This window comes from Caproiciproducens sp. CPB-2 (genome assembly GCF_036287215.1).
Classification (GTDB): domain Bacteria; phylum Bacillota; class Clostridia; order Oscillospirales; family Acutalibacteraceae; genus Caproiciproducens.
Map to the genome: position 1 here is coordinate 2,779,682 of NZ_CP142860.1, position 22,910 is coordinate 2,802,591.

Here is a 22,910-nt window from a genome sequence, read left to right on the forward strand (position 1 = left end):
TGAACCGTGCTAAAGATTAATAAGATTGACGTATTTTACGGGAAAGTGCAAGCCCTCTTCGACGTTTCCATGGAGATCAACGACAAAGAGATCGTGTCCATCATCGGCGCCAACGGCGCGGGAAAGTCCACGCTGATGAAAGCGATCGCCGGGCTGAACAAAGCCAGCAGCGGCTCCATCGAATTCATGGGCGAGGAGATCGGCAATGTCCGCGCCCACAAGATCGTTCACAGGGGAATCGTCTATGTTCCGGAAGGCCGCGAGGTTTTTCCCGAAATGTCCGTGCTTGAAAATCTGGAAATGGGCGCATTTAACAGAAAATTTTCCAAAGCGGAACTGAACAAAAACATTGAGGAATCCTACGCCCTTTTCCCCCGGCTGAAGGAACGCTCCAAGCAGCTGGCGGGCACCCTCAGCGGCGGCGAACAGCAGATGCTTGCCATTTGCAGAGGAATGATGTCCGACCCGAAGCTCATTATGTTCGACGAGCCTTCTCTGGGCCTTGCCCCAGTTACCGTCAGCGAAATGTTTGACGCGATCGTAAAAATCCACGAGGTCCGCAAAATCCCCGTCATCATCGTAGAACAGAACGCATTTATGGCCATGTCCATTTCCGACAGGACCTATGTCATGGAAGTGGGCCACATGGTGCAGTGCGGAAACAGCAAGGAACTGCTGAACAGCCCGACGATCAAAAAAGCGTATCTTGGCGGATAAAGGAAAGATGGTGCATTATGAAACTGATCCGTTACCAGTTTGAAGAAAAAACGGAATTCGGAAGCCTGGAAGAACAGACCGTCCGCCGCCTGAAGGGCGATATCGGGAGCGGCTTTTCCGAAACCGGGGAAACGGTTCCGCTTTGCCGGGTCCGGCTTTTAAGCCCGGTCATGCCGGGAAAGGCGGTCTGCATCGGGCTGAACTACAAGGACCACATTGCGGAATCCGGGGCAAAAACGCCGGAATCGCCGGTCGTGTTCCTGAAACCGAGCACTGCGGTAATCGCGCCGCAGCAGGAAATCGAGTATCCCGCCATTTCCTCCCACGTGGATTACGAGGGCGAGCTGGCGATCGTGATCGGGAAAAAGGCAAAACAGGTTAAAAAGGCAAACGCGGCGGAATACATATTGGGATACACCTGCGCAAACGACGTCAGCGCGCGCGACTATCAGCCGGCGGACGGGCAGTGGACCATCGCGAAGGGGTTTGATACCTTTCTGCCGCTGGGCCCCTGCATCCAGACGCAGGCCGACCCCGCAAATCTGGAAATACGGACCTATCTGAACGGCCGCCTGGTCCAGCACTCCAACACGTCCCAGCTGCTGTTTCAGCCGTATGAGCTTGTCAGCTACCTTTCGCGGATCATGACTCTGGAACCGGGGGACGTCGTTCTGACGGGAACCCCTTCCGGCGTAGGGCCCATTCGTCCCGGCGACGCGGTGGATGTGGAAATCGAACAGATCGGACGGCTGACAAACACAGTGAGAGCCGCCCAAATACGATAAAAGGAAGCTTTGCAGCAAAGGGAGTGAGGAATATGAAACCCATTCACAAGGTGTCTGTAACTGACCAGACAGTAGAAAAACTGAAAGAACTGATACAGACCGAAGGCTATCAGATCGGCGACCGGCTGCCGACACAGGCGGAAATCGGACAAATCCTGAACATCGGCCGCTCCGCGGTCCGGGAAGCGATCCGCGTGCTGGAGGCGGAAGGAATCGTAGAGGTGCTGTGCGGCAAAGGCGTGTTCATCATCAATCCCGTCGGAAACGAAAAGCAAAACGCCGAGGATTGGTATGAGCAGAATAAAACGAGAATCACCGACTTTGTCAACGTGAGAGGCGCAATGGAGCCGCTGGCGATCAAGCTGGCGATGGAACGGGCGACTCCCGCGGACATGGAAAAAATACACGATAAGCTGCTGGCGTTCGAGCAGGCGGTGGAATCGGGCGACCCAAGCGTCATGGAAACAACCGATTATGAATTTCACAAGGCAATTTTAGAGACAAGCCGGAACCAGTTTATCCTGAACATCATGGACAATATCAACTGGCTGCAGCGGGAACTGCGCCGCGAGTCCTTCAAAAGCCACAGGGAAGGCCTGAACGCGCAGGAAGGACACCGCAAAATGTACGACGCAATGGTAAACGATCAGGTGGAAACCGCTGTGGAGGAGATGAGAGTCCACGTCGCCAATTCGCGCATCAATTACCTGAAAATGCTGAAGAATCTGCAGCCCGAAAGTATGAAAAAAACGCTGTGACAGAAAAGCCTTATACAGATTGAACTCATCCGGCTTTCAGCAGAACCGGATGAAATAAAAAGGAGAGTTTCGCAATGAGAAAACAGAAAATACAGGAGATTGCCCCCGGCCTGGTCAGGGGCGTAGACGTCCAGATGCCCGGGGCCGCGCAGGTTTACCGGGAAAACTGGTTTGAGTGGAGAGCGACGACCCTGCGCGCCGGTATGAAACAGAGCACACTGGCGGGCGGCGTGCTGAACATCTGGAAGCATACGCCGGTTTTTGCGGAGCTGGAGTACCATGAGGACTGCGAAATGTTCTATTTTGTGCAGGGGACCGCCATCATGCCGTTTGCTGACATAAAAGACGGAAAGATCGATATGGACAGCGTCCAGCTCGTCAGAGTCCCCGCCGGCACGCAAATCGTCATCCATCCCGGCAAGGCCCATTTCGTCGCCGTGGCGCAGGACGACACGCCGGTTACGATCATTGTGGCCAGTCCCGCAATGGACGCTCCCCGCCTCAGCCCCACGGAGCCGCTGGAGGGGATTCCCGAAATCTGAAAGCTCCAATCATTCATGACATAAATTGAAGTCATAAACTCTTCCAGGCAAATAAGGAACGACCCCCAAAGCGGACAGACAGCCACTGTCCGCAGAGGGGGTTGTTTCTTTGCCGCCGGAGCGGTTATTTTTCGGCCTCCGCCAGATAATACCATATCCTGTTTTGCCCGCCCTGCTCGGTTCTTTCGATGGAGTCAATGACAATATTCCGGAATCCGGCTTCCGACCAGAGAGCCTGAATCTCCTGCTCCCCGAAAAAATGGACCGTGCCCCTGTGGGCCAGATTCCCCGCGGTAATTTCCCGGTAAGTATTTTCTTCCAGCTTCTTCCCTGTACCGTAGCCGGTCATTCCCTCCTTGAACAGGCCGGTGGAGAAGAATTTTCCGCCCGGCTTCAGCACGCGGAAGCATTCCTGTAAAATCATTTTTATGTTTTGGACCGTATTGCCGTTGATCATGGCCGAGTCCACCAAACCGTCGAAAAAGCAATCGGAATAGGGCATGCCGGCGGCATCGCTGACACAGATACGGGCGCGCAGCCCCTCCTCCCGCATTCTTTCCCTGGCTTTAAGGACGGCCGTTTCCGAACCGTCGAAAGCGTAAACGTCAAAGCCCTCTCTGGCCATGTACCAGGTGACGGCCCCCGTTCCGCAGCCGGCGTCCAGCAGTTTTATCCGGGCCCGGTCGCCTTTGTAAAAATTCCTCGCGACAAAGCGGATGACTTCTTCGCCGGGGTACCTGCCCCATTCCTGATTTTGAAAAATCTCTTCCCATGCCGGGTCAAAGCTGTCCATTTTCGTTCCCCCTATCGTCGAAATCATCTTGCGGTTCCCTGCAAAAAGCCCGCCGCATACTATATATATAGCTTAGTGTCATGTACCCTGAAACACGGGCGGCAGGGATTAAGAAGGATATTTTCTGCCCAACCGCATGGAAAGCCCAAGCCCCCGCCCGGTCCTGCAGCCGCTGACACGGGATACCGCCCGCAAACGGGAAATTGACACTGAAAAAAGAAAGAAGGATATCAATGGCATTACAGTTATTCAAACTGGTTATGGCCGGTGCAACCGAAACAGTGCCGACACAGTCGAGGTATTTTGGAACAACCTCTGCGGATATCACCATCACCTCCACTGTTTCCTACACCATAGCGCCCGGCAGTCTGGTGGATGACGACGGCGCCACGGTAGCCGAGATAACGACCGCAACCGATAACAACGGTTTCTATATGTTATTCATCAACGGCACACTGACTCAGTCCGGTATGTACACCGTCGATTCCGCGGCCGGCATTACCATCGGCAACGCCGCGCTCACCGCACCGGTCACCATTCTGGCCAGTTCCCCCATTACTTTGGGTGTAACCAACTTCGCGCCGGTCACTTCCATCACCGGCTAAACGGAGTACACGGCTTTCCCCACCGAACAGCCGCCCCCCCTTGTTCCGCTTTCGCAGGCACGAAGAGGATGCGTTTTACCACGCATCCTTTTCATTATCCATTGCGTATCTCTTCCCTCTCTCTGGATATCCGTTCGCTGTACGGGTATTTCCGGCGTCCTTCCTCCAGCCTGCACAAAACATAGCTTCTGCATATCCGGTCGAGCAGCCGAATCAGCTCCGCCGTTCTCCCCTGCTGATCCAGCAGGGCTACGGCTTCCGTTTCCTTTCCTTCCAGCCACAGAATCCCGGCCCGGTAGGCGAGCGCGGCGGGGTAACTCTTTTCCCCCGCAGCCGTCTGGGAAAAGAATGCATAGGACTGTTCAAACAGGCAGCTCTGGAAATGGATCAACCCGTAAACGAAGTAGACAAACTCCTCCCGGTGGCAGAACCATTCTCCTTCCGGCACCCATTCCGTCTGTTCCAGAAAGTCACGGAAGCGATCCGGCGCTTCTTTAAACAGCGCCTTCACCTTTTTTTGTGCGTATTCGTTCAGGAAATCCCGTTGCAGCGCCCGCAGATAAGCGCACAGGGCCATCTCCTCTTTCTTTTGTCTTTCATAAAAATCCCCGATTCGATTGTGTATCTCCCCGTTTGCAAGGTTTGCATCGTCCTCATCGGAAGCGCCTTCGCCCGATTTCGCCGCCGGATCCAAGCTGTGATAAAACCGTAACAGCGCATCGTCCGGCCGGTCCGGTGCGGGGAAAGCTTCGCCTTCTTCGCTCTCCTGCGTCCCTCCCCGCAAACTCCGTATCCATTTTCCCAGCTTCTCCATAAAGAATCTGGCCCAAAGCACATACTCCAAATCCCCTATGGACTGCGGTTTGCCCAGCTGCATCACCTTTTTCGCCGTTTCCAGAAGGCCGTCGGACAGCTGCTGCTCTATGACCTGCCGCTTGAACGCGATCTGCTGTTCTTCACCGGAAACATGACCGAAAATTGTCCGGAGCATTGGAAACCGGTCCTGCCGCGCCCATTCCCGCGCAAGGCTCATCATACCTTCCCCGTCCGCCGACGCAAGCAAAAGCGGCAGAAGGACCGACGCTTTTTCCTGCCGGCCCAGCCAGAGAAGATGGTTGTGAAGCCGGACCGCCGTTTCAGCCTCCGGCTGCCCGAGCGCCCGGGTCCCCGTCTGCCTTCCGGTAAACAGGTCCTGAATCAGCCGGAACAGGGACTTTAACGGCGCGTCGATCTCCTGCACGCCGTCCATTTCCAGAAGCAGCCGCTGTGCCTGCGGCCAATCGTCGCGAAACCAGCAGTTTTCTATCCGCCGCAGCAAAAGCTCGCTGTAAAAAGGGCTGTTCCCGTCAACGGCCGAAAAATCCTCTATAGCGTCCCCCAGCATCAGGCTGCAGGAAAGGCGGATGCTTTCCGTCTGCTCCCCTTTTCCCAGCAACGATTCCAGGCATTCCATATTTTTTAGAATTTTCGGATACTCCCGCTGCTGGAAAAGAATATCCGTCAGTATCATCAGCCGCTGCGGATTTTTTTGCCGGACGGACTGTTCCCACAGGTTTTCCATGATTTCCGGCGAACCGGTCTTTTGGGCCAGCCGCCCGACGGAATACAGAAGGCCGTCATCCGCACCGTCCCGCTCACAGGCCCTGCAGTAACAGCGCAGCGCCTGACGGTCGTTGCACAGCCGCTCATGGAGCTCTCCCAGCGTTTCAAACAGAACGGCGCTGTCGATCTCCGGCCCCGGCACGCAGGTATCGGGCTGCTCCCTGATTTTCATACAGGCTTTCAGGTCCTGAAACGCTTCCCCATACCGTTCCAGCTGTTTGTGCAGTTCCGCGCGCAGAATCAAAAAATCCGAGTAAAAAGGGAAGTTTTCAACGCCCTCGTTCAGGATTTTCAGCGCTTCCTCATACCGCCGCAGGCAAAGATAAGCCCAGCCCAGGCATTTCAGTAAATGGGGGGCGAAGAGCTCCCCGAAGCTCGCACCGGCGTACGCAGCCTGTAAATACGGAACGCTTTCCCCGTACTGCCGGCGGTTCAGAAGCTCGATGCCGGCCAGATACTGTACATAGCCGTCCTGCGGATGCTCTTCCAAATCCTTTGAAAGGAGAGGGACCCGCATATCGAGTTCCCTGGAAAGCACGGAATCATCCCTGTGTACAACCGTAACGGGAGCCAGTTCCAGCGCGCCGAGCAGCTCATCCGGAATTTGCTCGAACGACCGGTACCGGAAGCGGTATTTCCCGCGGTTCCGAAACAGACGGAGCGACTGTACGGGGGAGGAAACGGAATGTTCCTCCGAGGGATTGTTCACGTGAAACAGATACCCTTCCACGTTCGGATTGTCCAGAAGCGGAAGGATTCTTTCCACGTGCTCTTCGCGGATCTTTTCGCCCGGCTGCAGGAACAGGACCCATCTTCCGTTTGCGTGATCAAGGCAGAAATTTTTCGCTTCGCCGCAGCTGTCCCCCCATTTCATCTGATAAACCTTCGCGCCGAGCCTTTGGGCAAGCGCGGCCGTCCCGTCGCGGGAACCGATATCGACGACAATGGTTTCGTCGGCGACACCCTGAAGCTCTTCAAAGCACGCGGAAAGGAATTCCTCATCGTCTTTTGTAACCATGCACAGGCTCAGCCGTTTTCCTTCCTCCATGATCAGGACGCTCCTTTCCGCGTTTCCCGGAGCAGTTTATACGTCCGGGCCGCCGAATCGTACTCGCCGAGCTGATAGAAGGAATCCCCCATCTTTTCGATCGCCTCTTCATCATGAGGGCAAAGCGCAAGATACGCCCCATAGACGGCGGCGGCTTCCTTCCACCGGAACCGGGTGCCCAGCAGGGCTGCGTAATTATAAAGGATATCCTGATCGGACGGGTCCAGCTCATATGCCTTTTTCAAATACCTTCCGGCATTTTCCCAATCCTCCATCTGATAGAGCAGCACCCCGATCCCGTTGAGGAGCCGGGGATTTTCCGGCTCCTTCAGGAAAAGTCCGAGTTTCCGCTGCAGGTCATTCAGGCTGTTCATTTTCCGCCCCCTCCGTTTCGTTTTCCAGTTCATCCAGCACCCTGTTCAGTTCCTCCACAGCGTTTTCCAGATGGACCGAGACACTCTGGCAGACAACCTGCAGATGGCTGAAAAAATTATACTGCAGCTTGAAAACCTCTGTGATCTTCTCCGGCGTATCCGGCGGTCCCAGCCGGTTCATCAGATAATAATAGACAAAGAAAACCTGCTGCAGGAAGCAGCGGTACATAGCGTCCGAAAGAAAGAGCTGATACCGCTCCCAATTTTTCCGGTATGTCCGGTCAAGCAGCGCGCGGTATTTTTCGCTGTCTTCCCCTTCGTTCAGCCGGACCATCCTTTTGCAGTCCAGCCGGGCGCCGACCGCCTCCCCGACCAGATTCCTGTACAGGCCCGCATAGGTTTCCACCGCCGTGATAAACTGCGCAAGACGTTCCCGCCTTTCGGGAAGAGACAGCTTTTCCTTATTCTCCAAAATAAATTCATTCATACGGCAGGGAATGGGCTGCGTACAGTATTCCTGAATCACCTGACTCAGCTTTTCGCAGGCCGTTCCCTCTATTTTGGCCCCGCCCTCCGTGGCGTTGAGAAAACGGATTTCCGGATGGGCGGCGATCTTCATTTCCAGCCCTAATTTGAAATCCGACCACAGCCAGTTGGAGGGAAGCTTCCTGCCGTTGTTTCCTTCCACATAGACGACGGGCATCGCCTGTAAGATTTCCTTCGCTTTTTTCCCTTTTTCCTCATTGTAGGCCGCGCCCCTGCTGTGGGTGGCGCCCCCGGGGCCGTAGGCAAAATCCTGCCCCACAAACACGACGGGATTCGCGCCCAGATACGCGGCGAGCTCCAAAGCGAGGTGGGACACATTGGCGCCCGCTTCCAGCGCGCTTTCGTCCCCAAGGTGCCGGTTGAACCAGTCGTTTAAGGCCTCCCCTTTCCGGAACACGGGAATCCGGGGGCCGGGGAAGGAGGGAAAAACCCTTTGATCGACCAGCGCGAGGCAGATTAAGGCCATGTCCTTTGGGTAATCCCTGTTTTCAAAATGATAGGTATAGGTTTCCGGAGTGCGCTCAATGATGGTCAGGATATCCGGTTCAATGTGATTTTTCATCAGCGGAACGATGGCGGACTCCACCGAGATCACCAGCCCTTTCCCCCGGATTTTTTTCAGCTGTTTCATATTTTTATCCAGCGACGGACCGTTGGCGACAATGAACGCGGGAACATTTTTGTACCGGTCCTTCAGACAGCTTAAATACGGGTTGCGGAGCACTTCCCCGGCATTTCCCAGCAGGTTGCAGAACCCGATCAGATTGTCCATATGGTCGTTTCCCGTATAGAATGTAAACAGGGATAGCCTCGCATAGACATACCTGTGGATTTTCAGATACTGCTCCCTGAAATTCCGCCTTGCGGCAAGGGTAAAGGCAGGGGTGGGATAAGTACAGCTGTAAAAAACAATGCTGAGGAACAGCTGGTCGAAGGCCCTGGCGAAATGGCCGCTGTCACCGATGAAAATCATGATTTTGCGTGTCTCGATGATCGGCGTCAGGTCGAAATAATACAGCATCGCTTTAAAAAGGCACAGGTCTTCCTCGAACAGGATCACCAGCGTGTTGGGCCTTTTTTGCGCGAACACCTCAAACAGCGGATAGCCGAAGCCGCTGCCGTACAGAAAGATGCAACCCGTTTCACGCTCCCGGAGGGATGCGTACCACTGCTGTGCTTCCTCAGCGGGCCGCGCGCCCGTGATCCGGAAGCTTTTCTCCCCCTGATGATACCGGCAGACGGGGAGTCCCTCCCCGTTGTAGCGAACCTCTATTTTCCGCCACAGCTCCTCTTCCTCTATTTTCGCCAGGGAGTCCTGTATCCACGGAGCCAGGAGCCGCAGATTTTTTTCATACGTCTCCCTTGTTTTATCTTTTGGGGCTATCGTCATTTTCCGTCACACCCCCGATCCATTTCTCAGTCAGCGGATAAACCGCGAATTCCAGCGCGTCGGTCAGGGCGGTCACATCCTGCCCGTGCAGATACGCGGGCAGTTCTTTCAGGGCCGCCAGCAATTCCTCCAGTTCTATTTCGGGTTCTCCCACGCATTGTAAATAATCGAGGATGCTTTCCAGATCATCCAGGCTGTTCAGAAATTCGTCAAAGCCGGAGCGGTCCTCTCCCTTTCTGAAATGACCGACGGACGAACGCAGGGATTCCCGGAACCGGCCGTTCCGCTCACAGAGCGGAGTGAACTCATTCATGGCCGACGTCTCCTTTGTAAATCAATTCTTTCCAGGCGGATTGCTGGTACGTTTCCAGATTGTTCAGGGTAAAGGAGACCGTCCCCCGCATTTTGGCGTCGAAATCATCCGCTGTTTTCTGTTCTTCCTCCATTTCCTCCTCCGTCAGAAATACCTCCCGCAGCAAAACGGACTGCTTCCGTATTTCAGCCAGCAGCCGCTTCATTTCCGTAATCTGAAACGCTTGCCGAAATAGGTCCGCAGTCCGTTTGCGCAGTTCCTCCGTATAAAGCTCACAGCCATCGTGAAAATTTTCCCTGATTCTCATATGCTCCCTCCCGTCGTTTCCGTAACCGGGGGCTCCCCTTTGCGGACCGGCCGCGTTTCATCGGAACACCCCGGGAAAATCCAGATTTGCCTGATGAAAATCCTCCGGCTTTCCAATATCGATCCAATATTCCCGAATCGGGAAAATGCAGACCGGTTCCTTGTTTTTCAGCATATTTTCCAGCAGACGGTTCATGTCAAAATAGGCATTCGGAATGCCGCTCAAAACCTCGGGGTTCAGCACATAAATCCCCGCGTTGATAAAGCTGGCGTAAACGGGTTTTTCGTCAAACCCGATCAGCCTGTCTTTATTGACTTTCACCACCCCGTACGGGACCTGAAAATCGTAGGTCGCCACGGCGACGGTCGCCCGCGCCCGACGGCTCAGGTGAAAATCGAGCAGCTGCTCAAAGCTCAGCTTTGTCAGGATATCCCCGTTGACGACAAGCACCGGCCGGTCTGTTTTTACCGGAAACAGGCTCAAAGAGCCCGCCGTCCCCATCACGTCCTTTTCCATAATATACCGGATCTCCGCGCCCCATTTGGAACCGTCGCCGAAATAATCCCGGATCTGTTCCGACAGGTAGTTGACCGAAAGGCAGAACTGATAAAATCCCTGCTTGATAAACTGGTTTAAAATGGTTTCCAGCACGGGTTTGCCGCCGATTTTCAGCATCGGTTTCGGGCAGCAGTCCGTCAGAGGGCCGAGCCGTTTCCCCTCTCCCCCCGCCATGATCACGACCCAGTTCTCGTTTCTGGACAATTGAATTAGGTCGTCGATCCACTCGACCCCCACTACCCGGCCCGCGCCGTCCACTACGGGAAGATGCCGGAGCTTATTGACTTTCAGAATATTCAGGATGCTCGTTTGATCCTTCATTTCGGGAATCGTAACCGGATGGGGGTTCATAATGTCTTCCACCGGGCAGCTCAGCGGAATACCCCTCAGGATGCCCCGGCGGATGTCCCCGTCCGTAACCGTACCCAGCAATTTTCCGTCCCGGTCCGTTACCACGGCGATCTGCCGGGAGCTCGCATCGATGATTTCAATGGCCTTCTGAATTTTTGTATCCGGTGATATTCGTATTTTTTCCCAGTCGTTCATGGCGTGCCCCTGTCCGTGCAGTATTTTTAATAAACGGTTGTTCATTATATGCCGGAATCTCTGTTTCCATTATATTTTTCGGGGCATTTTTGGTGACAGGGCCTGTCGTCGGATCTTCCTCCGCCTTACATCCTGCTGACATAGTCGTACAGCTCTTTGAACTCCTCCTGAAAGAAATAGCACGCCAGTATTTCCAGAAGATTGAAGTCGTCCTCGCAGTCAAGGTCCAGCACCGCGGTGTCCCGCATCAGGAAAACATCGAATTTTCCGTCAAGGGGGGACAGCTTCAGCCTGCTGTACAGGCTGTTTCGCCGGTAGCAGTAGATGGACGCGTTCATGTCGTAGACCTTCGGCGCCTGCTGCCGCGCCGTAAAGCCGCCGTCCAGCACCTTCCTCATTTCCCCCTCCCTTTGTTCCACCATATTGAAATAGGGGTTTCTTCTGGAGGGGACCACGGAGAAAACAACATCCGTATCCGGATTTCTCACGGCTTTCTCCAGCGCGGATTCGATGTCCGCGGTCTTGCGGAAGGGCGACGTGATATCCAGATCGACGACATAATCGTACTGTCTTCCGGATTCCTGCTCCATCTCGTGAAGCGAGTACCGGATGGCCGGAAGCTTGGGCGACACATCCAGGGCAAGCTCCTCCGGCCTTTTGATGCAGATTGGGCCGTAAGGTTCGGCCATTTTCAAAAGCTGGTCGCTGTCGCTGCTGACACAGACGTCCACCGTATCAAAACGGTGCTTTCTCTTAAAAAGACAGGCCGCCGCTATGGAATAATCGATCAGCGGTTTCCCGAAAAAGAGCCGCATGTTTTTATTTGGAATTCCTTTGGAACCGGCTCTGCCGCAGATCGTAATCAGAATGTTCATGGGACCTCCTTTCCCAAAGCAATATTTAAAATTGCCTGACAGCGGCGAAGATTGCTGTACGGAATTCTGTCGCAAATATGATCGATAAAAAAGCGCATTTCCCTGAGATAGCTTTCATTTTCCTCTTCCTCAAAGCGGAGCCGTTCCCTGCCGTCCGTAAACGAGACGGTGTTCGCCAAAAGATCGCCGGTAATGGTGCCGGTTTCGGTAAAAAGCTCTATTTCGCGCCTCGGCACCCTGCCGAAATAGTCCAGATGCACCTCGACCGCTTTATCCGGGTACCGGGCAAGGTAGACCGCCAGGTCCCCGCTATTGATTTCAAGGCGCGAATATTTCCCCAAAACACTGGAAACCGTTTGCGGAAAGCCAAACAGGGCGACCAGATAATCCCACTCATGAATCAGGTCCAGCGCGACGCCGCCGCCCAGCTCCTTTTTTGCGCTGTACACCAGCCGGTAGTCGGTGCCCGGCCGCCAGTCCGGCAGATAGCTGGAACAGATGACCCGGACGCTGTAAACCTGTTCTCCGGGTAAAATTTCCCCAAGCTTTTGAATCACGGGCGAAAACCGCAGCGGCCCCGCGACATAATACACGCCCTGGGGGTTCAGGTGCAGGGCTTCCAGCCGGTAATCCCCGCCGTCAAACAGCGGCTTCTCAATGAACAGATGCTTTGCTCTGCCCGCCATTGCCCGGATTGCGGCATAATGCAGGCTGGTGGGGTTGGTGATGAAGGCGATGTCATAATCGCTGTCGAGCTCCTCTTCCCCAAAAAGCTGTCCGGCGAGAAGCGCTTCCGTTTCCCGGTCCAGCGCCGCGCCGGTTTTTCTCAGCGCGTAGATTTCCAGCGGGAGGTTCCGCCCGCGGGCAACGGCGGTCAAATTCCAGAGGTGCCGTTTTCCTATGGAACCCAGCCCGCAGAAGCAGACCTTCAAGGCCCTGTCCCCTCGATTCTGTCGATCAGCCGCAGGGTTTTCCGGTCCTCCTCAAAGGTATACCGTTCCCTGTTTTTTCCGCCGGTTATTTTATCGACAAATACCCTGAGCTCCTTCAGATAAGCGTTTTCCGTGATCGTCTCCGCATACTTTTCATCCCTGAGCACGCTGGAGCAGGTCTCTATTTTCTCCGTCCTTTTTTCCTCTATATTATATTGATACAGGCTATCCGGCGTTCCGTCCCAGGTAAGGTGCAGCTTTTCCGAATAGACCAGAAGGTTCCGTTCCGCTTTTCTGGAGACGACATCCACGATCCAGATGCCCTTGTTCCCGTTTCGATGTTCCAGCACAACAAAATAATTATCGGGGTACCCGAGCTCCAGCGAGGAGAGATGGTCTTTGAAAACCGTAACCCGCCTTATCTTCCCAAAGGTATGCAGAATCCACGGCAGTTCAATCGCAAAAATCTCCCGGCAGGCGCTGGTTCGCGGGTCGCTCACGAAAAAATCGCGGTAGTTTTCCCACGGATGCCAATCCGGCAGGTACTGGCCGACATGGTACCGGTAATTCACCCTTTCCGGCTGCTTCAGAACACAGTCCCTGATCTTTTCGATCTCCCCCCGGTAAAGCAGGGTGGAGGATAAAAACAGTTTGACCCGGTGCTCTTTTGCGGCCTGCAAAATCTCCTCATACCGGTCCGAAAGCAAATTGATTTCACTGAAAATGTGCAGTCCCTTTTTCACGCAGTCCAGAATGACGGCGCTGTGGCCGGCCGGGGGAGTGCAGATTAGAGCGGCGTACGGCTTTTCCCGTTCGGCCGCCGTGGAAGCGTCCGCGTAAACGGGAATGCCGAAAAGCGCCTGGGCCTGGGCTCTTCTCTCTTCCCGGATGTCGGCCCCGCATACCGTGATGCCGTCAAAGTGGTTTAAGAGCAGTCCAATCCTCCTTCTGCCCATGGAGCCCAGACCAATCACCAGAAGCTTCATCGCAAATTTCCTTTCCGAATACGGCCGTAAAATCCGCTCCCGCCTAAAACTCAATCTCTTCGTCTTCCTCAAAATTCCGGACGGCCTTCGCTCCCAGAACATCATACCAGCGCATCGGCGAAATCCCCGTCCCCGGCCTTTTCGCCGTGATATTGTCCCCGGTAAACACCTCTCCCTTGAAAATCTTGCGGGAAGCGACGATGCTCTTTCTGACGATGCCGCGGTTCTCCCTCTCGGAATCCGTCACATGCTTTTCCCCGCTGCCGAGCGCCTGCTCGATATTGCGGATGTCCCTGACCATCCTGCAAAGCTCATCCGGCTCAATGCTCGCCCGGTGGTCGGGGCCCTCCATCCCGCGGCTCAGCGTGAAATGCTTTTCGATGACCCGGGCCCCGAGCGCCGCGGCGGCAATGGGAACCTCGATTCCCTGCGAATGGTCCGACAGTCCCACCGGCAGCCCCAGCTGTTCTTTCAGGGTCTGCATGGCGCGCAGGTTTACGTCCCTCATGGGCGTCGGATACTGCGTGTTGCAGTGCAGCACCGTAATATCTTTTTTCGCGTTCCTTTGCAGGACGGAGACGGCGTCCCGGATTTCCCAGAGCTCGCTTATGCCGGTCGACAGAAAAACAGAGCCGGGCAGCCCGGCGATGGTTTCCAGCAGCGGCAGATTCGTGATCTCGCCCGAAGGGATCTTGAGGATTTTTATGCCCAGGGAGGATAAAAACCGGGCGCTTTCCGTGTCAAACGGAGTGGACAAAAAACCAATCCCCGCCGCGTCGCAGTGGTCCTTGAGCCGCCGGAAATCCTCAAAGGGCAGTTCCAGCTTTCTGACCATGTCCAGCATGGATTCTTCCGGGCCGGTGGTCTCTTTCTGATACGCCGCCTTCTTTGCGTATTTTGATATGATCGCTTCGCTTTTCCAGGTCTGGAATTTTACATAGTCCGCCCCGGCCTCCGCGGCGGCGTCAATCAGCCGGCAGGCCAGATCGATTCTGCCGTTATGGTTCACGCCCGCTTCCGCCACGATCAGTGTTTTTTTCATTTGCCCTGCCCCCGTTACGCCCGGTACTGGATCAGTCGGCCGTTGTCCGGGCGGAAGTCTTTGTCCGAAGCCGCGCGGATATCCAGCAGCTCCCGATAGGCTTCTTCCCAAAAAATATTCCGCCCGATATAAAAATCCGCCAGGCCTTTTTTATGAAAGGATCTCTTGAATAGAAACAGGCTGTCCTGCGCCTCTACACCGCCGCCGAGGTGAAACTGCCGGTATCCGTTTTCAGCCCCCCAGCACGCCGCCGTGTAAAGCAGCAGGTTATTGGGCGACAAAGAAAGGGAGTCCCTCTGCGCCGCGGAAAGATGATAGTGCATCCGTCCGTTGCAGCACAGGATGATTGCGGAACAGATGGTTTCACCGTCCAGTACCGCGTAAAACAGGCGGCAGCAGTCGGCCATATTGGTAAAAAAATCGTTGAAGAATTCCTCGCTGAAATAATAATAGCCGGCGGCATTCCTTCTGTGCATGGTATCGTAATACAGCCGGACAAAGGTCCGCCGCGCTTCCTCATTTTGGCCGTTTTCAATCCGGATATGATTTTTCAGCGCTTTACGAACAGCGCCCCGGCACCTCGATTCCAGATTGGCGTCGATGACGGCCTTATCGGAAGTATCGATGAAAACGGTCTGCCTGTTTTTCCACAGCTCGCAGCTTCCCTCAAAAATCCTGTGATTCTGAAGGAGAGGGTGGAAACGGATGAACTGCGACACGATCCGGGCCGAGCGGCAGTAATCCTTGAGCTGCCTGAAAAAATCCCCGACCTCCCGCCCGTCAAAGCCGTCTGTCAGCGGACCGCCGTAGCCGTAGGGCGTCGACCAGTCAAAGTACCGCCCCTGCTCCAGAATTTGGCCGTAAGGGGGAGACCCGGCGATATCCCTCTGCTGCACAACGTAGCAAAGCCGCATCTTTTCCCCGCGATAAGAAAGCAGAAGCGGATCGCCGTCCCCCGTATAGCGGAAAGCGGAAACATATCCGCTGAGATAGTACACGTCGTACCGGGGGAACGAACGGACGATTGCGTCCCAGTTTTCCCGCTTTTCAAAAGGAATGATCTCAAGAGTCCCCATTGTTTCCTCCCAGTCCGGAAAGCCCGGATTCCCCGTGCCGGATTTCCGCACACCCCGCCTGATAGAAATGCTTTTTCAGCAGGCGCAGATAATCCGGAACGGACCGGAGCGCTCCGGCGATTTTTTGCGCGCTGCCGCCCATGCCGTACGGATTGACCGCGTCCGAGCAGTTTTTTGTAAACGCGGCCCGAACCGCTTTCTCTATTTCTTGCCTTTTCGCAGCGCAGTGAATAACGGAAGAAGCAAAAAGCCTGCCCTTTTGACGGTCGCCGATGTCGACCGTCGGTTTATGAAAGGATGGGACCTCGTAAATCCCGCTGGAGGAGTTTCCCACCACCGCGTCCGCCTGGGCGATCAGGCTGAAATAGCGCGGCTGCCCCAGGGACGGAAACACGGCGGCATTCGGATGGCAGGCCGCAAAACTGTCCAGCAGGCGGATGATTTCCCGCCCCTGCGGGTCGGCGTTCGGCTTTGTGAAGATCAGCCCCACGTCGGGGCCGAGGCTGTGCAGGGCCGCCGCCAGCTCCCGGAACTGCTCCCCGGAGCTTTCGGCGTCCAGCGTGACGGGGTGAAACGTAATCAGCAGATTCCTTTTTAGAAACCGGAAGGGAAGCGACTTTTCCAGCTCAGCGCGGCTCATTTTGGGCAGGGAAAGAATCCGGTCGATTCCAAGGCTGCCGACATTGTAAATACGGGACGGGTCCTCGCCCAGCTGCCTGACCCTCCGATCAGCTTCTTCGTTGGTTACAAAATGAAGCTGGGACATCTTTGTAATACTGTGCCGGATGGCCTCGTCAAAGGCGCCCTCCGTCGTATCCCCCCCGCCGATATGGGCGATGGGGATTTTCGCGAAGAGCGCGGCCTGGGCCGCCGCCAGCATTTCGTAGCGGTCGCCCGTCGCCACCAACAGGTCTGGCTTCAGCTCCGAGAAAGCGTCCGCGAAGCCGATCACGCCGAGCCCCACGGACTTGGCGATTCCCGCCGGGGTATCGCTCGACAGAAGCGTCTCCACCTTTTTATCGATGGAAAAGCCGTCCTCCTCAATTTCCCGGTATGTCAGCCCGAATTCCGGCGACAGGTGCATTCCCGTCGCGATTAGCTGCACCTGAAATTCCGGCGCTTGTTCCAGTTCCTTTAAAAGGGGATTCAGCAGCCCGTATTCCGCCCGCGTCCCCGTAACAATGCAGATTCGGCGCACGGCGGCGCTCATGGGCTTTCCCCCAGACGGGCGCTGCTGGGAACGTTGATGATCCGCTGTTCCAGGCTTTCCGCCGCGGACAAATCCATATGGGGACAGTCCTGAAACATCGGTAATTCACTCATTAAAGTCCAGGCCGGGCGGGTCAGGATTCCCTGCCGGTTGGTTTCGGAAAGGATACGGTCGCGAAGGGCCATATCCTCCCGGTCAAGAAGCAGGGCGTTCAGCCAGTAATTGCTCTTCGCGTAGGACGGTTCGCGGAAAAAGGCAATCCCGGGGACATCCGAGAAAGCCTGCCGGTATTTTTCGGCAAGCGCCCGTTTCTTTCGGATAAACCCGTCCAGCTGCTCCAACTGGGCGCATCCGAGCGCGGCGTTGATGTTCGGCATCCGGAAATTATACCCGACGCAGTCATGGAGAAAAGCCCACCGGTGTGGCAGCTTTGCGGTGGTGCTGATATGTTTGGCCAGTTTGGAGAGTTCTTCGTCGTTCGTCAGGACGGCCCCGCCCCCGCCGGTGGTGACGATTTTATTGCCGTTGAAGCTGAGGGAGGAAAGCTTTCCGAAATTTCCGGTGTGGACGCCCTGATAATAGGAGCCCAGGGACTCCGCGGCGTCTTCGATCAGCTCCAGCCGGTATTTTTTACACACCTCTGAAAGCGGGTCAAGGTCGGCGGGATGGCCGAACGTATGCACGGCGATCACGGCCCGGATCGGCCGTCCGGTGATCCGGTTGCGGCAGCAGCCGTCCTTCTGGCCGGTTGTTTTCGCAAGATAGGCGTCCAGCTTCGCGGGGTCGGCCCCCAGCGTATCCGGATCGCTGTCTATAAAATGAGGGATGGCCCCGCAGTAGCACACCGCGTTCGCCGTGGCGACAAAGGTCAGCGCGGGGACAAGCACCTCGTCGTCCCGCCCGATCCCTGCCAGCCTGAGGCACAGATACAGAGCGGCCGTCCCGTTGACCACCGCCACGGCGCGCCTCACTCCCGTGAACTGGGCGAGCCGCTCTTCAAACCGGTCCACATAGCTTCCCGCGGACGACACAAAGCCCGAGTCGAGGCAGTCCCGCACATACTCCCATTCCCTGCCGCGAAAGCAGGGCTCGTGCAGCGGAACGGGCTTCTCCGCCCCGTCCAGCACTTTTTTCAGCGCGGAAAGGATCGCCGAAAGGTCCTCGTTTTTTGCCGTACTCATAGATTATACCTGTCGGTCTTATACAGCTTCAGATGTTCGGGATCGCTGAACCATTCCGCGGTCTCTTTCAGTCCCCGTTTCAGCCCCTCCCTGCCCGCGTACTCCGGCTTCCAGCCGAACAGCCCGGCTGCTTTGGCGGTATCCGCGCAAAGGCGCTCCACCTCGCTTTTTTGTGGGCGCACCCGCTCGGGGTCGGTTTCTATTTCGATTTCGGCCCCCATCACCTCCGCGATGAGCCGCGCCGTTTCCCCTATGGAAACCTCGTAGCTGCTGCCGATATTGACGACCTCGCCGACCGTCGCGTCGCACTCGGCGGCTTCTGTCAATCCCCGCACCGTGTCCCGGACATAATTGAAATCCCGGGTGGGGGTCAGGGAGCCGAGGCGGATTTTCCGTTTGCCCGCGGCGATCTGGGTGATGACGGTCGGGATGACCGCCCGGGCCGACTGTCTGGGTCCGTAGGTGTTGAACAGACGGACGACGGCGACCGGCGTGTGAAAGGAATCATAAAAAGAAAGAGCCAGCTGGTCGGCTCCGGTCTTTGACGCGGCGTAGGGGGACTGCGCGTGCAAAGGATGGGTTTCCGGTATGGGAACCGCCCGGGCCGTCCCGTAGACCTCGCTGGTCGACGTGTGGATGATTTTTTCCGTCCCGAGCTCCCGCGCCGCCTGCAAAACGTGAAAGGTCCCCTTTATATTCGTGTCAATATATGCACCGGGAGAATAATATGAATAAGGGATCGCTACCAAAGCGGCCAGGTGAAAAACAACGTCGCAGCCTTCCATTGCCTGTTTCACCCGGTAAGGATCCCTGATGTCCCCTTCCAGCACTTCCAGACTGCTTTTAATCTCAGCCGGGGACTGGTCGAGCCAGCCCCAGGAGTTAAACGAATTGTAACAGACAAAGGCGCGGACACAGGTTCCTTTTCTGACCAGACCTTCCGTCAGGTGGGAACCGATAAAACCGTCCGCGCCGGTAACCAGAATTCTTTTCCCATTGAAGTTCATCTTATTCCTCCTGACAAAGTTACCGCTATTCTATAATATATTCCGCCACATAAAAAATAGAAGTAATTCCCCTGGAGAATGTCGGCGTTTGCAAAATGGAGTGAATCCTATGTTAAAAAGTAAATTCCCCCTGATTACCTGCCGTTTAACGGATAAAAACGGAAACGCCTTAAACCCATATGAACCGGGCGCGGTTCGCTATACGGAGCTATCGTCCCAAAATGACCGTCCTCAGGAGCAGATCAGGCTCCCGGACGGGAAAACAGCCGTCCAAAGCATTGTGACCGTTCTGCTGGAGGGCTTCGTCACTGTGTCTCTGGACGGGAGCACGATGTCGGCCCCTCTTCCGTTCAGCATCATCCGGTGTATTTCCCTTTACGCGCCCCAAGGGACTCTGCTCCATTTTGCGGTAAGCAGCTTTCATTGCTGTGCCGTGCCGGTTTGTCCCAAAAGCGGCGCCGGTACCGACCGGGTCAAAATTTTTATCTATATCGACACCGCCGTCGATTCCAGATTAAAAGTAAACCTCCGGATTCCGGAGGTGGATTCTTCCCTTACGGTAAAAAGCGCGGTCTGCATCCATGCCGACAGAATCTACGATTCTGTCCTTTTCAAAAGCGGAACCTCCCTGTATTATCAGAGCATGACCTTAAAAGCGGAGATTTACCAGTACAACGCTTTATCGGACGGAGTCAAAAAAGCATACACCAATCAGGACGAACTCACCCAATACGGTGACAGGGGGATTCTGTCCCCACGGGAAGTCTCCTACTGCAACGTGTTTGTGAACGGGGTTCTGCAGCCAAAGAAAAACTACGTGATCACAAAAGGCCTTCTGCAGCTGACAACGAAAAACGCGCCCGCCGCAGGGCAGGCGGTGATGATTTTGTTCGTCACCCTCCGAAACGACTCCAATCAGAAGATGACGGTCGTCAACGATCAGTACAACGCTGTTTCCGACGGCACGAAAAGGATCTTCACAAATGGGGATGAACTGAAAAAATACGGCGGCCGGGGCATCCCCGACCCGAAAGAGGTCTCGTACTTCAATCTTTATGTCAACGGTGTGCTGCAGCCGACCGGAAACTATATCGTCCGCAAAGGGCTTCTGGAACTGACCACGACGGACGTTCCCGAAAAAGGACAGCTGGTCATTCTGGAGGCGCTGGTCATCAGGGACCCGGACGGCCATCTTTTCAAGACGGAAACGTATCAGTTCAACGCCCGCTCCAGCGAGAAAAAGATCTATACCGGTCAGGATCAGCTGCTGATGTACGGCGACAAAGGCATTCCGGGCCCGAAGCAAAGCGCCTATCTGAATCTGTTTGTCAACGGCGTCATTCAGCCGGGCGTCAATTACGCGGTTCAAAAGGGCTATCTCATTCTGAAAACGCAGGACGCCCCCATAGAAGGGGCTCCCATTTCCTTGCAGTATATCGACCCCCGCCCCGAAGGGCCCGTGCGCGGGTACGATATTTCCGATTCCGCTTTCCGAAGGTGGATCAGAAGATACTCGGAAGTGCCGGAAAACGAGCTTGCTTTCCTGCGGGAGTTCGGAACGATTCAAAAGCAGCTCGAAGTATCAGAAAAAAACGGAAGCATTCCGAAACAGGAACGCCCCGCTTTGTAATTAATCATATATCCAATAACGCGAGGGACTGTTTCGCAACAGTCCCTCGCGTTTCCATGGTTTTTTTCATCCGCACACCGGTTCCAAACGCGATTTCAGCACATCCTCGCGGTAAGGAATGGAGTCGGCCGCACCCATTTTCGACACCGCCATGGACGACGCGACGGACGCGACGCGCAGCGCTTCCGGAATGGTGTTTCCGTTGAGATAGGACGCCAAAAAATAACCGGTGAAGGTGTCTCCCGCGGCTGTGGTGTCGACCACCTCCACCCGATAGGTCCCGTGCGCGTATCTGTGCGCCTGATCTCCATAAATAACGCCCGCTTTTCCGAGCGTCAGGACCACCTTTGCGTTGGGATAACGGCGCAGCATCTCCTTCATCACTTCTTCCGGCTCCTTTTTTCCCGTAATCTGCGCTCCCTCAATTTCATTAATGAGGAAAACAGATACCTTCCGGAAATCACATACGGACAGGGAGCTGTCGAACGGAGACGGGTTCAGCGCAATCTGCATCTTTTTCTCATAGGCCTTGTCAATGATATCGTCGACAAGATTGATTTCATTCTGCAGCAGCACGAGGTCTCCCTCTCCGAAGTCCGCCAGAACCTCGTCTACAAATTCTTTTGTGTTCCGCCGGTTAGCTCCGCCGAACAGGACAATGCTGTTCTGACCCGCCCCGCTCACCTGAATGACCGCGTGACCGGTTCTCCGATCCACCGTGCGGATGTACCGGCAGTCAACGCCGTTTTCGCGGCAGGCATCCCGCAACCGTTCCCCATCCGGCCCCACCATCCCCGCGTGGCAGACCTCGGCCCCGGCTCTGGCCAGCGCCACGGACTGGTTCAGCCCTTTTCCGCCGCAGAACAGCTCCAGTTTGGTGGAAAAGATGGTTTCCCCCGGCTGAACGATATGCTCGACGGAATACACGTTATCGTAATTGAGAGATCCGAAATTCAGCACCTTCATAAAAATATCTCCTTTAATCAAATACCGGCACGCGCGATTTTCAGCGGTGCCGGTATTGCCGTGTCAGATTTTAATTTTTCCGGCCGTATTCAGGGGAGGCCGTCTGTAAGACAAAGGAAAGCTTATTTCATGTTTGCAAGAAGCTTTTCGATCTTCTTTTTGTTTTCCGCATCCAGATCGCCCAGCGGCTTGCGGGGCAGGCCCACGTCCAAGCCCTGTGCGGTCAGCGTATATTTGCAGATTTCCTGCCAGTGCGGAACGCCGTTGACCTTGTCGTTGAAGAAGTAGTCTATGTAATCCTGCATATTATATTGCTCGGCGATCGCTTTGTCAACATTCTTTTCCTTGCAGGCGTCAAGCAGCGCGCGGCACTGTTTGGGAAGAACCGCCGGGAAACCGGACAGCCAGCCGTCCGCGCCGGCGAGCAGGCCCTCCATTGCGCAGTAGTCGTGGCCGTAAAACACGCTGAGCCTGTCGCCGCAGTAGTACTTCAGCTCGTGGACTCTGTTCGGGTCGCCGTGGGCGGCTTTAATGGACTGGATGGTGCCGTCGTCGACCAGCGACTGTACTTCGTTATGGTTGAGCTCGTAGCCCGCAAACCAGGGATTGTTGTAGATCATGATGTCGATGTCGAGGGCGGCTCTCAGATCGCGGAAGTGCTGTAAAACGGCTTTCTTGTGGGGATTGAGGTAGAACGGAAGAATCACCATGACGCAGTCGGCGCCCTGCTCCTGAGCAAATTTACTCATCTTGATGGTGTTCAGCGTGTCGTATCTGCCGGTGCCGCAGACCAGCGGAACCTGACCGCCGAGAAAGCTTGCGACGTGAGCGATAATTTCCCTCTGCTCCTCCATATTCATCGCGATGTTTTCACCGGTGCTGCCGCACACGGAAATGGACTGTGCGCCGTTGTCCAGAAGCCAGGTCAGGTATTTTTCCATGCCCTTTTTGTTGTAGGTCTGGTCTGCGTTCCAGATTGTCATGGATGCCGGAGTTAAGCCATAAGCCTTTTTGATTTTTTTCATTGTGTTGCTCTCCTTTTTTATTTTTAATCAGCCTCTCTGCTTGCTGATTAATTACATATTTAAAATTAAAAATAAAAAATTTTTAATTTTATAAAA

The 22,910-nt window shown here is 55.2% G+C and carries 23 protein-coding genes; 6 read left to right on the forward strand and 17 right to left on the reverse strand.

What is annotated here, in order from left to right; genetic code table 11:
- Positions 1–6: 6 nt before the first annotated feature.
- The 4 genes from VXK30_RS13785 (at position 7) to VXK30_RS13800 (ending at position 2,802) form a co-directional block, all read left to right on the forward strand.
- Positions 7–717, forward strand: coding sequence for an ABC transporter ATP-binding protein (locus VXK30_RS13785; RefSeq protein ID WP_275715252.1), 711 nt, complete (start codon positions 7–9; stop codon positions 715–717).
- Between the two features lie 17 nt (positions 718–734).
- The gene (locus VXK30_RS13790) at positions 735–1,502 is read left to right on the forward strand and encodes a fumarylacetoacetate hydrolase family protein (protein WP_275715250.1); all 768 of its coding nucleotides are present in this window, start codon (positions 735–737) and stop codon (positions 1,500–1,502) included.
- Between the two features lie 32 nt (positions 1,503–1,534).
- Positions 1,535–2,260 (forward strand): FadR/GntR family transcriptional regulator, encoded by a 726-nt coding sequence (locus tag VXK30_RS13795; protein WP_275715248.1) that lies wholly within the window; start codon positions 1,535–1,537, stop codon positions 2,258–2,260.
- A 74-nt stretch (positions 2,261–2,334) separates the two neighbouring features.
- Positions 2,335–2,802: a hypothetical protein gene (locus tag VXK30_RS13800; protein ID WP_275715246.1), complete on the forward strand. Its 468-nt coding sequence runs from the start codon at positions 2,335–2,337 to the stop codon at positions 2,800–2,802.
- Positions 2,803–2,926: 124 nt separating this feature from the next.
- Here VXK30_RS13800 and VXK30_RS13805 read toward each other — a convergent pair whose 3' ends face one another.
- Positions 2,927–3,595 (reverse strand): class I SAM-dependent methyltransferase, encoded by a 669-nt coding sequence (locus tag VXK30_RS13805; RefSeq protein WP_275715244.1) that lies wholly within the window; start codon positions 3,593–3,595, stop codon positions 2,927–2,929.
- Between the two features lie 233 nt (positions 3,596–3,828).
- Here VXK30_RS13805 and VXK30_RS13810 point away from each other — a divergent pair, with 233 nt between their 5' ends.
- Positions 3,829–4,200, forward strand: a complete 372-nt coding sequence (locus VXK30_RS13810) for a DUF4183 domain-containing protein (protein WP_275715242.1) — start codon at positions 3,829–3,831, stop codon at positions 4,198–4,200.
- A 94-nt stretch (positions 4,201–4,294) separates the two neighbouring features.
- On the opposite strand, the gene VXK30_RS13815 is transcribed toward VXK30_RS13810, so the two are convergent.
- The 14 genes from VXK30_RS13815 to VXK30_RS13880 all read right to left on the reverse strand — a co-directional run bounded on the left by VXK30_RS13815 (position 4,295) and on the right by VXK30_RS13880 (position 19,193).
- Complete coding sequence (locus VXK30_RS13815; RefSeq protein WP_275715239.1) at positions 4,295–6,850, reverse strand: glycosyltransferase; 2,556 nt, start codon at positions 6,848–6,850, stop codon at positions 4,295–4,297.
- Positions 6,851–6,852: 2 nt separating this feature from the next.
- Entirely contained in the window at positions 6,853–7,224 is a 372-nt protein-coding gene (locus VXK30_RS13820; RefSeq protein ID WP_275715237.1) for a tetratricopeptide repeat protein, read from the reverse strand.
- Positions 7,208–9,160 carry a motility associated factor glycosyltransferase family protein gene (locus tag VXK30_RS13825; RefSeq protein WP_275715235.1) on the reverse strand — a complete coding sequence of 651 codons (1,953 nt, stop codon included), beginning with the start codon at positions 9,158–9,160 and terminating at the stop codon, positions 7,208–7,210. The genes VXK30_RS13820 and VXK30_RS13825 overlap by 17 nt, the downstream gene beginning before the upstream one ends.
- Entirely contained in the window at positions 9,138–9,473 is a 336-nt protein-coding gene (locus tag VXK30_RS13830; RefSeq protein WP_275715233.1) for a hypothetical protein, read from the reverse strand. The genes VXK30_RS13825 and VXK30_RS13830 overlap by 23 nt, the downstream gene beginning before the upstream one ends.
- Positions 9,466–9,780, reverse strand: a complete 315-nt coding sequence (locus VXK30_RS13835; protein WP_275715231.1) for a hypothetical protein — start codon at positions 9,778–9,780, stop codon at positions 9,466–9,468. Before VXK30_RS13835 ends, VXK30_RS13830 begins: the two co-directional genes overlap by 8 nt.
- 57 nt (positions 9,781–9,837) lie before the next feature.
- Positions 9,838–10,884 (reverse strand): nucleotidyltransferase family protein, encoded by a 1,047-nt coding sequence (locus VXK30_RS13840; protein WP_275715230.1) that lies wholly within the window; start codon positions 10,882–10,884, stop codon positions 9,838–9,840.
- A gap of 125 nt (positions 10,885–11,009) precedes the next feature.
- A complete protein-coding gene (locus tag VXK30_RS13845; protein ID WP_275715228.1) occupies positions 11,010–11,759 on the reverse strand; it encodes an acylneuraminate cytidylyltransferase family protein in 750 nt (249 codons plus the stop codon).
- On the reverse strand, positions 11,756–12,691 hold the full coding sequence (locus VXK30_RS13850; RefSeq protein WP_275715226.1) for a Gfo/Idh/MocA family protein: 936 nt from the start codon (positions 12,689–12,691) through the stop codon (positions 11,756–11,758). The genes VXK30_RS13845 and VXK30_RS13850 overlap by 4 nt, the downstream gene beginning before the upstream one ends.
- Positions 12,688–13,731, reverse strand: a complete 1,044-nt coding sequence (locus VXK30_RS13855; RefSeq protein ID WP_275715224.1) for a Gfo/Idh/MocA family protein — start codon at positions 13,729–13,731, stop codon at positions 12,688–12,690. The genes VXK30_RS13850 and VXK30_RS13855 overlap by 4 nt, the downstream gene beginning before the upstream one ends.
- Positions 13,721–14,719 carry an N-acetylneuraminate synthase gene (gene neuB, locus VXK30_RS13860; RefSeq protein ID WP_275715222.1) on the reverse strand — a complete coding sequence of 333 codons (999 nt, stop codon included), beginning with the start codon at positions 14,717–14,719 and terminating at the stop codon, positions 13,721–13,723. Before neuB ends, VXK30_RS13855 begins: the two co-directional genes overlap by 11 nt.
- 14 nt (positions 14,720–14,733) lie before the next feature.
- A complete protein-coding gene (locus VXK30_RS13865; RefSeq protein WP_275715220.1) occupies positions 14,734–15,795 on the reverse strand; it encodes a GNAT family N-acetyltransferase in 1,062 nt (353 codons plus the stop codon).
- Positions 15,782–17,005 (reverse strand): UDP-N-acetylglucosamine 2-epimerase, encoded by a 1,224-nt coding sequence (neuC, locus tag VXK30_RS13870; protein WP_275715218.1) that lies wholly within the window; start codon positions 17,003–17,005, stop codon positions 15,782–15,784. Before neuC ends, VXK30_RS13865 begins: the two co-directional genes overlap by 14 nt.
- Positions 17,002–18,186, reverse strand: a complete 1,185-nt coding sequence (locus VXK30_RS13875; RefSeq protein WP_275715216.1) for a LegC family aminotransferase — start codon at positions 18,184–18,186, stop codon at positions 17,002–17,004. Before VXK30_RS13875 ends, neuC begins: the two co-directional genes overlap by 4 nt.
- A complete protein-coding gene (locus VXK30_RS13880) occupies positions 18,183–19,193 on the reverse strand; it encodes an NAD-dependent 4,6-dehydratase LegB (protein ID WP_275715214.1) in 1,011 nt (336 codons plus the stop codon). The genes VXK30_RS13875 and VXK30_RS13880 overlap by 4 nt, the downstream gene beginning before the upstream one ends.
- A 109-nt stretch (positions 19,194–19,302) precedes the next feature.
- Here VXK30_RS13880 and VXK30_RS13885 point away from each other — a divergent pair, with 109 nt between their 5' ends.
- On the forward strand, positions 19,303–20,823 hold the full coding sequence (locus VXK30_RS13885; RefSeq protein ID WP_275715212.1) for a DUF4183 domain-containing protein: 1,521 nt from the start codon (positions 19,303–19,305) through the stop codon (positions 20,821–20,823).
- 66 nt (positions 20,824–20,889) lie between these two features.
- Here the strand turns inward: VXK30_RS13885 and VXK30_RS13890 are convergent, their stop codons facing one another.
- The gene (locus VXK30_RS13890) at positions 20,890–21,789 is read right to left on the reverse strand and encodes a ribokinase (RefSeq protein ID WP_275715210.1); all 900 of its coding nucleotides are present in this window, start codon (positions 21,787–21,789) and stop codon (positions 20,890–20,892) included.
- A gap of 122 nt (positions 21,790–21,911) precedes the next feature.
- On the reverse strand, positions 21,912–22,814 hold the full coding sequence (locus tag VXK30_RS13895; RefSeq protein WP_275715208.1) for a dihydrodipicolinate synthase family protein: 903 nt from the start codon (positions 22,812–22,814) through the stop codon (positions 21,912–21,914).
- Positions 22,815–22,910 lie beyond the last annotated feature (96 nt).

Coding starts and splice junctions, on each gene's coding strand:
- VXK30_RS13790 (WP_275715250.1), top strand. CDS start 735: ATGAAACTGATCCGTTACCAGTTTGAAGAAAAAACGGAATTCGGAAGC.
- VXK30_RS13795 (WP_275715248.1), top strand. CDS start 1,535: ATGAAACCCATTCACAAGGTGTCTGTAACTGACCAGACAGTAGAAAAA.
- VXK30_RS13800 (WP_275715246.1), top strand. CDS start 2,335: ATGAGAAAACAGAAAATACAGGAGATTGCCCCCGGCCTGGTCAGGGGC.
- VXK30_RS13805 (WP_275715244.1), bottom strand. CDS start 3,595: ATGGACAGCTTTGACCCGGCATGGGAAGAGATTTTTCAAAATCAGGAA.
- VXK30_RS13810 (WP_275715242.1), top strand. CDS start 3,829: ATGGCATTACAGTTATTCAAACTGGTTATGGCCGGTGCAACCGAAACA.
- VXK30_RS13815 (WP_275715239.1), bottom strand. CDS start 6,850: ATGGAGGAAGGAAAACGGCTGAGCCTGTGCATGGTTACAAAAGACGAT.
- VXK30_RS13820 (WP_275715237.1), bottom strand. CDS start 7,224: ATGAACAGCCTGAATGACCTGCAGCGGAAACTCGGACTTTTCCTGAAG.
- VXK30_RS13825 (WP_275715235.1), bottom strand. CDS start 9,160: ATGACGATAGCCCCAAAAGATAAAACAAGGGAGACGTATGAAAAAAAT.
- VXK30_RS13830 (WP_275715233.1), bottom strand. CDS start 9,473: ATGAATGAGTTCACTCCGCTCTGTGAGCGGAACGGCCGGTTCCGGGAA.
- VXK30_RS13835 (WP_275715231.1), bottom strand. CDS start 9,780: ATGAGAATCAGGGAAAATTTTCACGATGGCTGTGAGCTTTATACGGAG.
- VXK30_RS13840 (WP_275715230.1), bottom strand. CDS start 10,884: ATGAACGACTGGGAAAAAATACGAATATCACCGGATACAAAAATTCAG.
- VXK30_RS13845 (WP_275715228.1), bottom strand. CDS start 11,759: ATGAACATTCTGATTACGATCTGCGGCAGAGCCGGTTCCAAAGGAATT.
- neuB (WP_275715222.1), bottom strand. CDS start 14,719: ATGAAAAAAACACTGATCGTGGCGGAAGCGGGCGTGAACCATAACGGC.
- VXK30_RS13865 (WP_275715220.1), bottom strand. CDS start 15,795: ATGGGGACTCTTGAGATCATTCCTTTTGAAAAGCGGGAAAACTGGGAC.
- neuC (WP_275715218.1), bottom strand. CDS start 17,005: ATGAGCGCCGCCGTGCGCCGAATCTGCATTGTTACGGGGACGCGGGCG.
- VXK30_RS13875 (WP_275715216.1), bottom strand. CDS start 18,186: ATGAGTACGGCAAAAAACGAGGACCTTTCGGCGATCCTTTCCGCGCTG.
- VXK30_RS13880 (WP_275715214.1), bottom strand. CDS start 19,193: ATGAACTTCAATGGGAAAAGAATTCTGGTTACCGGCGCGGACGGTTTT.
- VXK30_RS13885 (WP_275715212.1), top strand. CDS start 19,303: ATGTTAAAAAGTAAATTCCCCCTGATTACCTGCCGTTTAACGGATAAA.
- VXK30_RS13890 (WP_275715210.1), bottom strand. CDS start 21,789: ATGAAGGTGCTGAATTTCGGATCTCTCAATTACGATAACGTGTATTCC.
- VXK30_RS13895 (WP_275715208.1), bottom strand. CDS start 22,814: ATGAAAAAAATCAAAAAGGCTTATGGCTTAACTCCGGCATCCATGACA.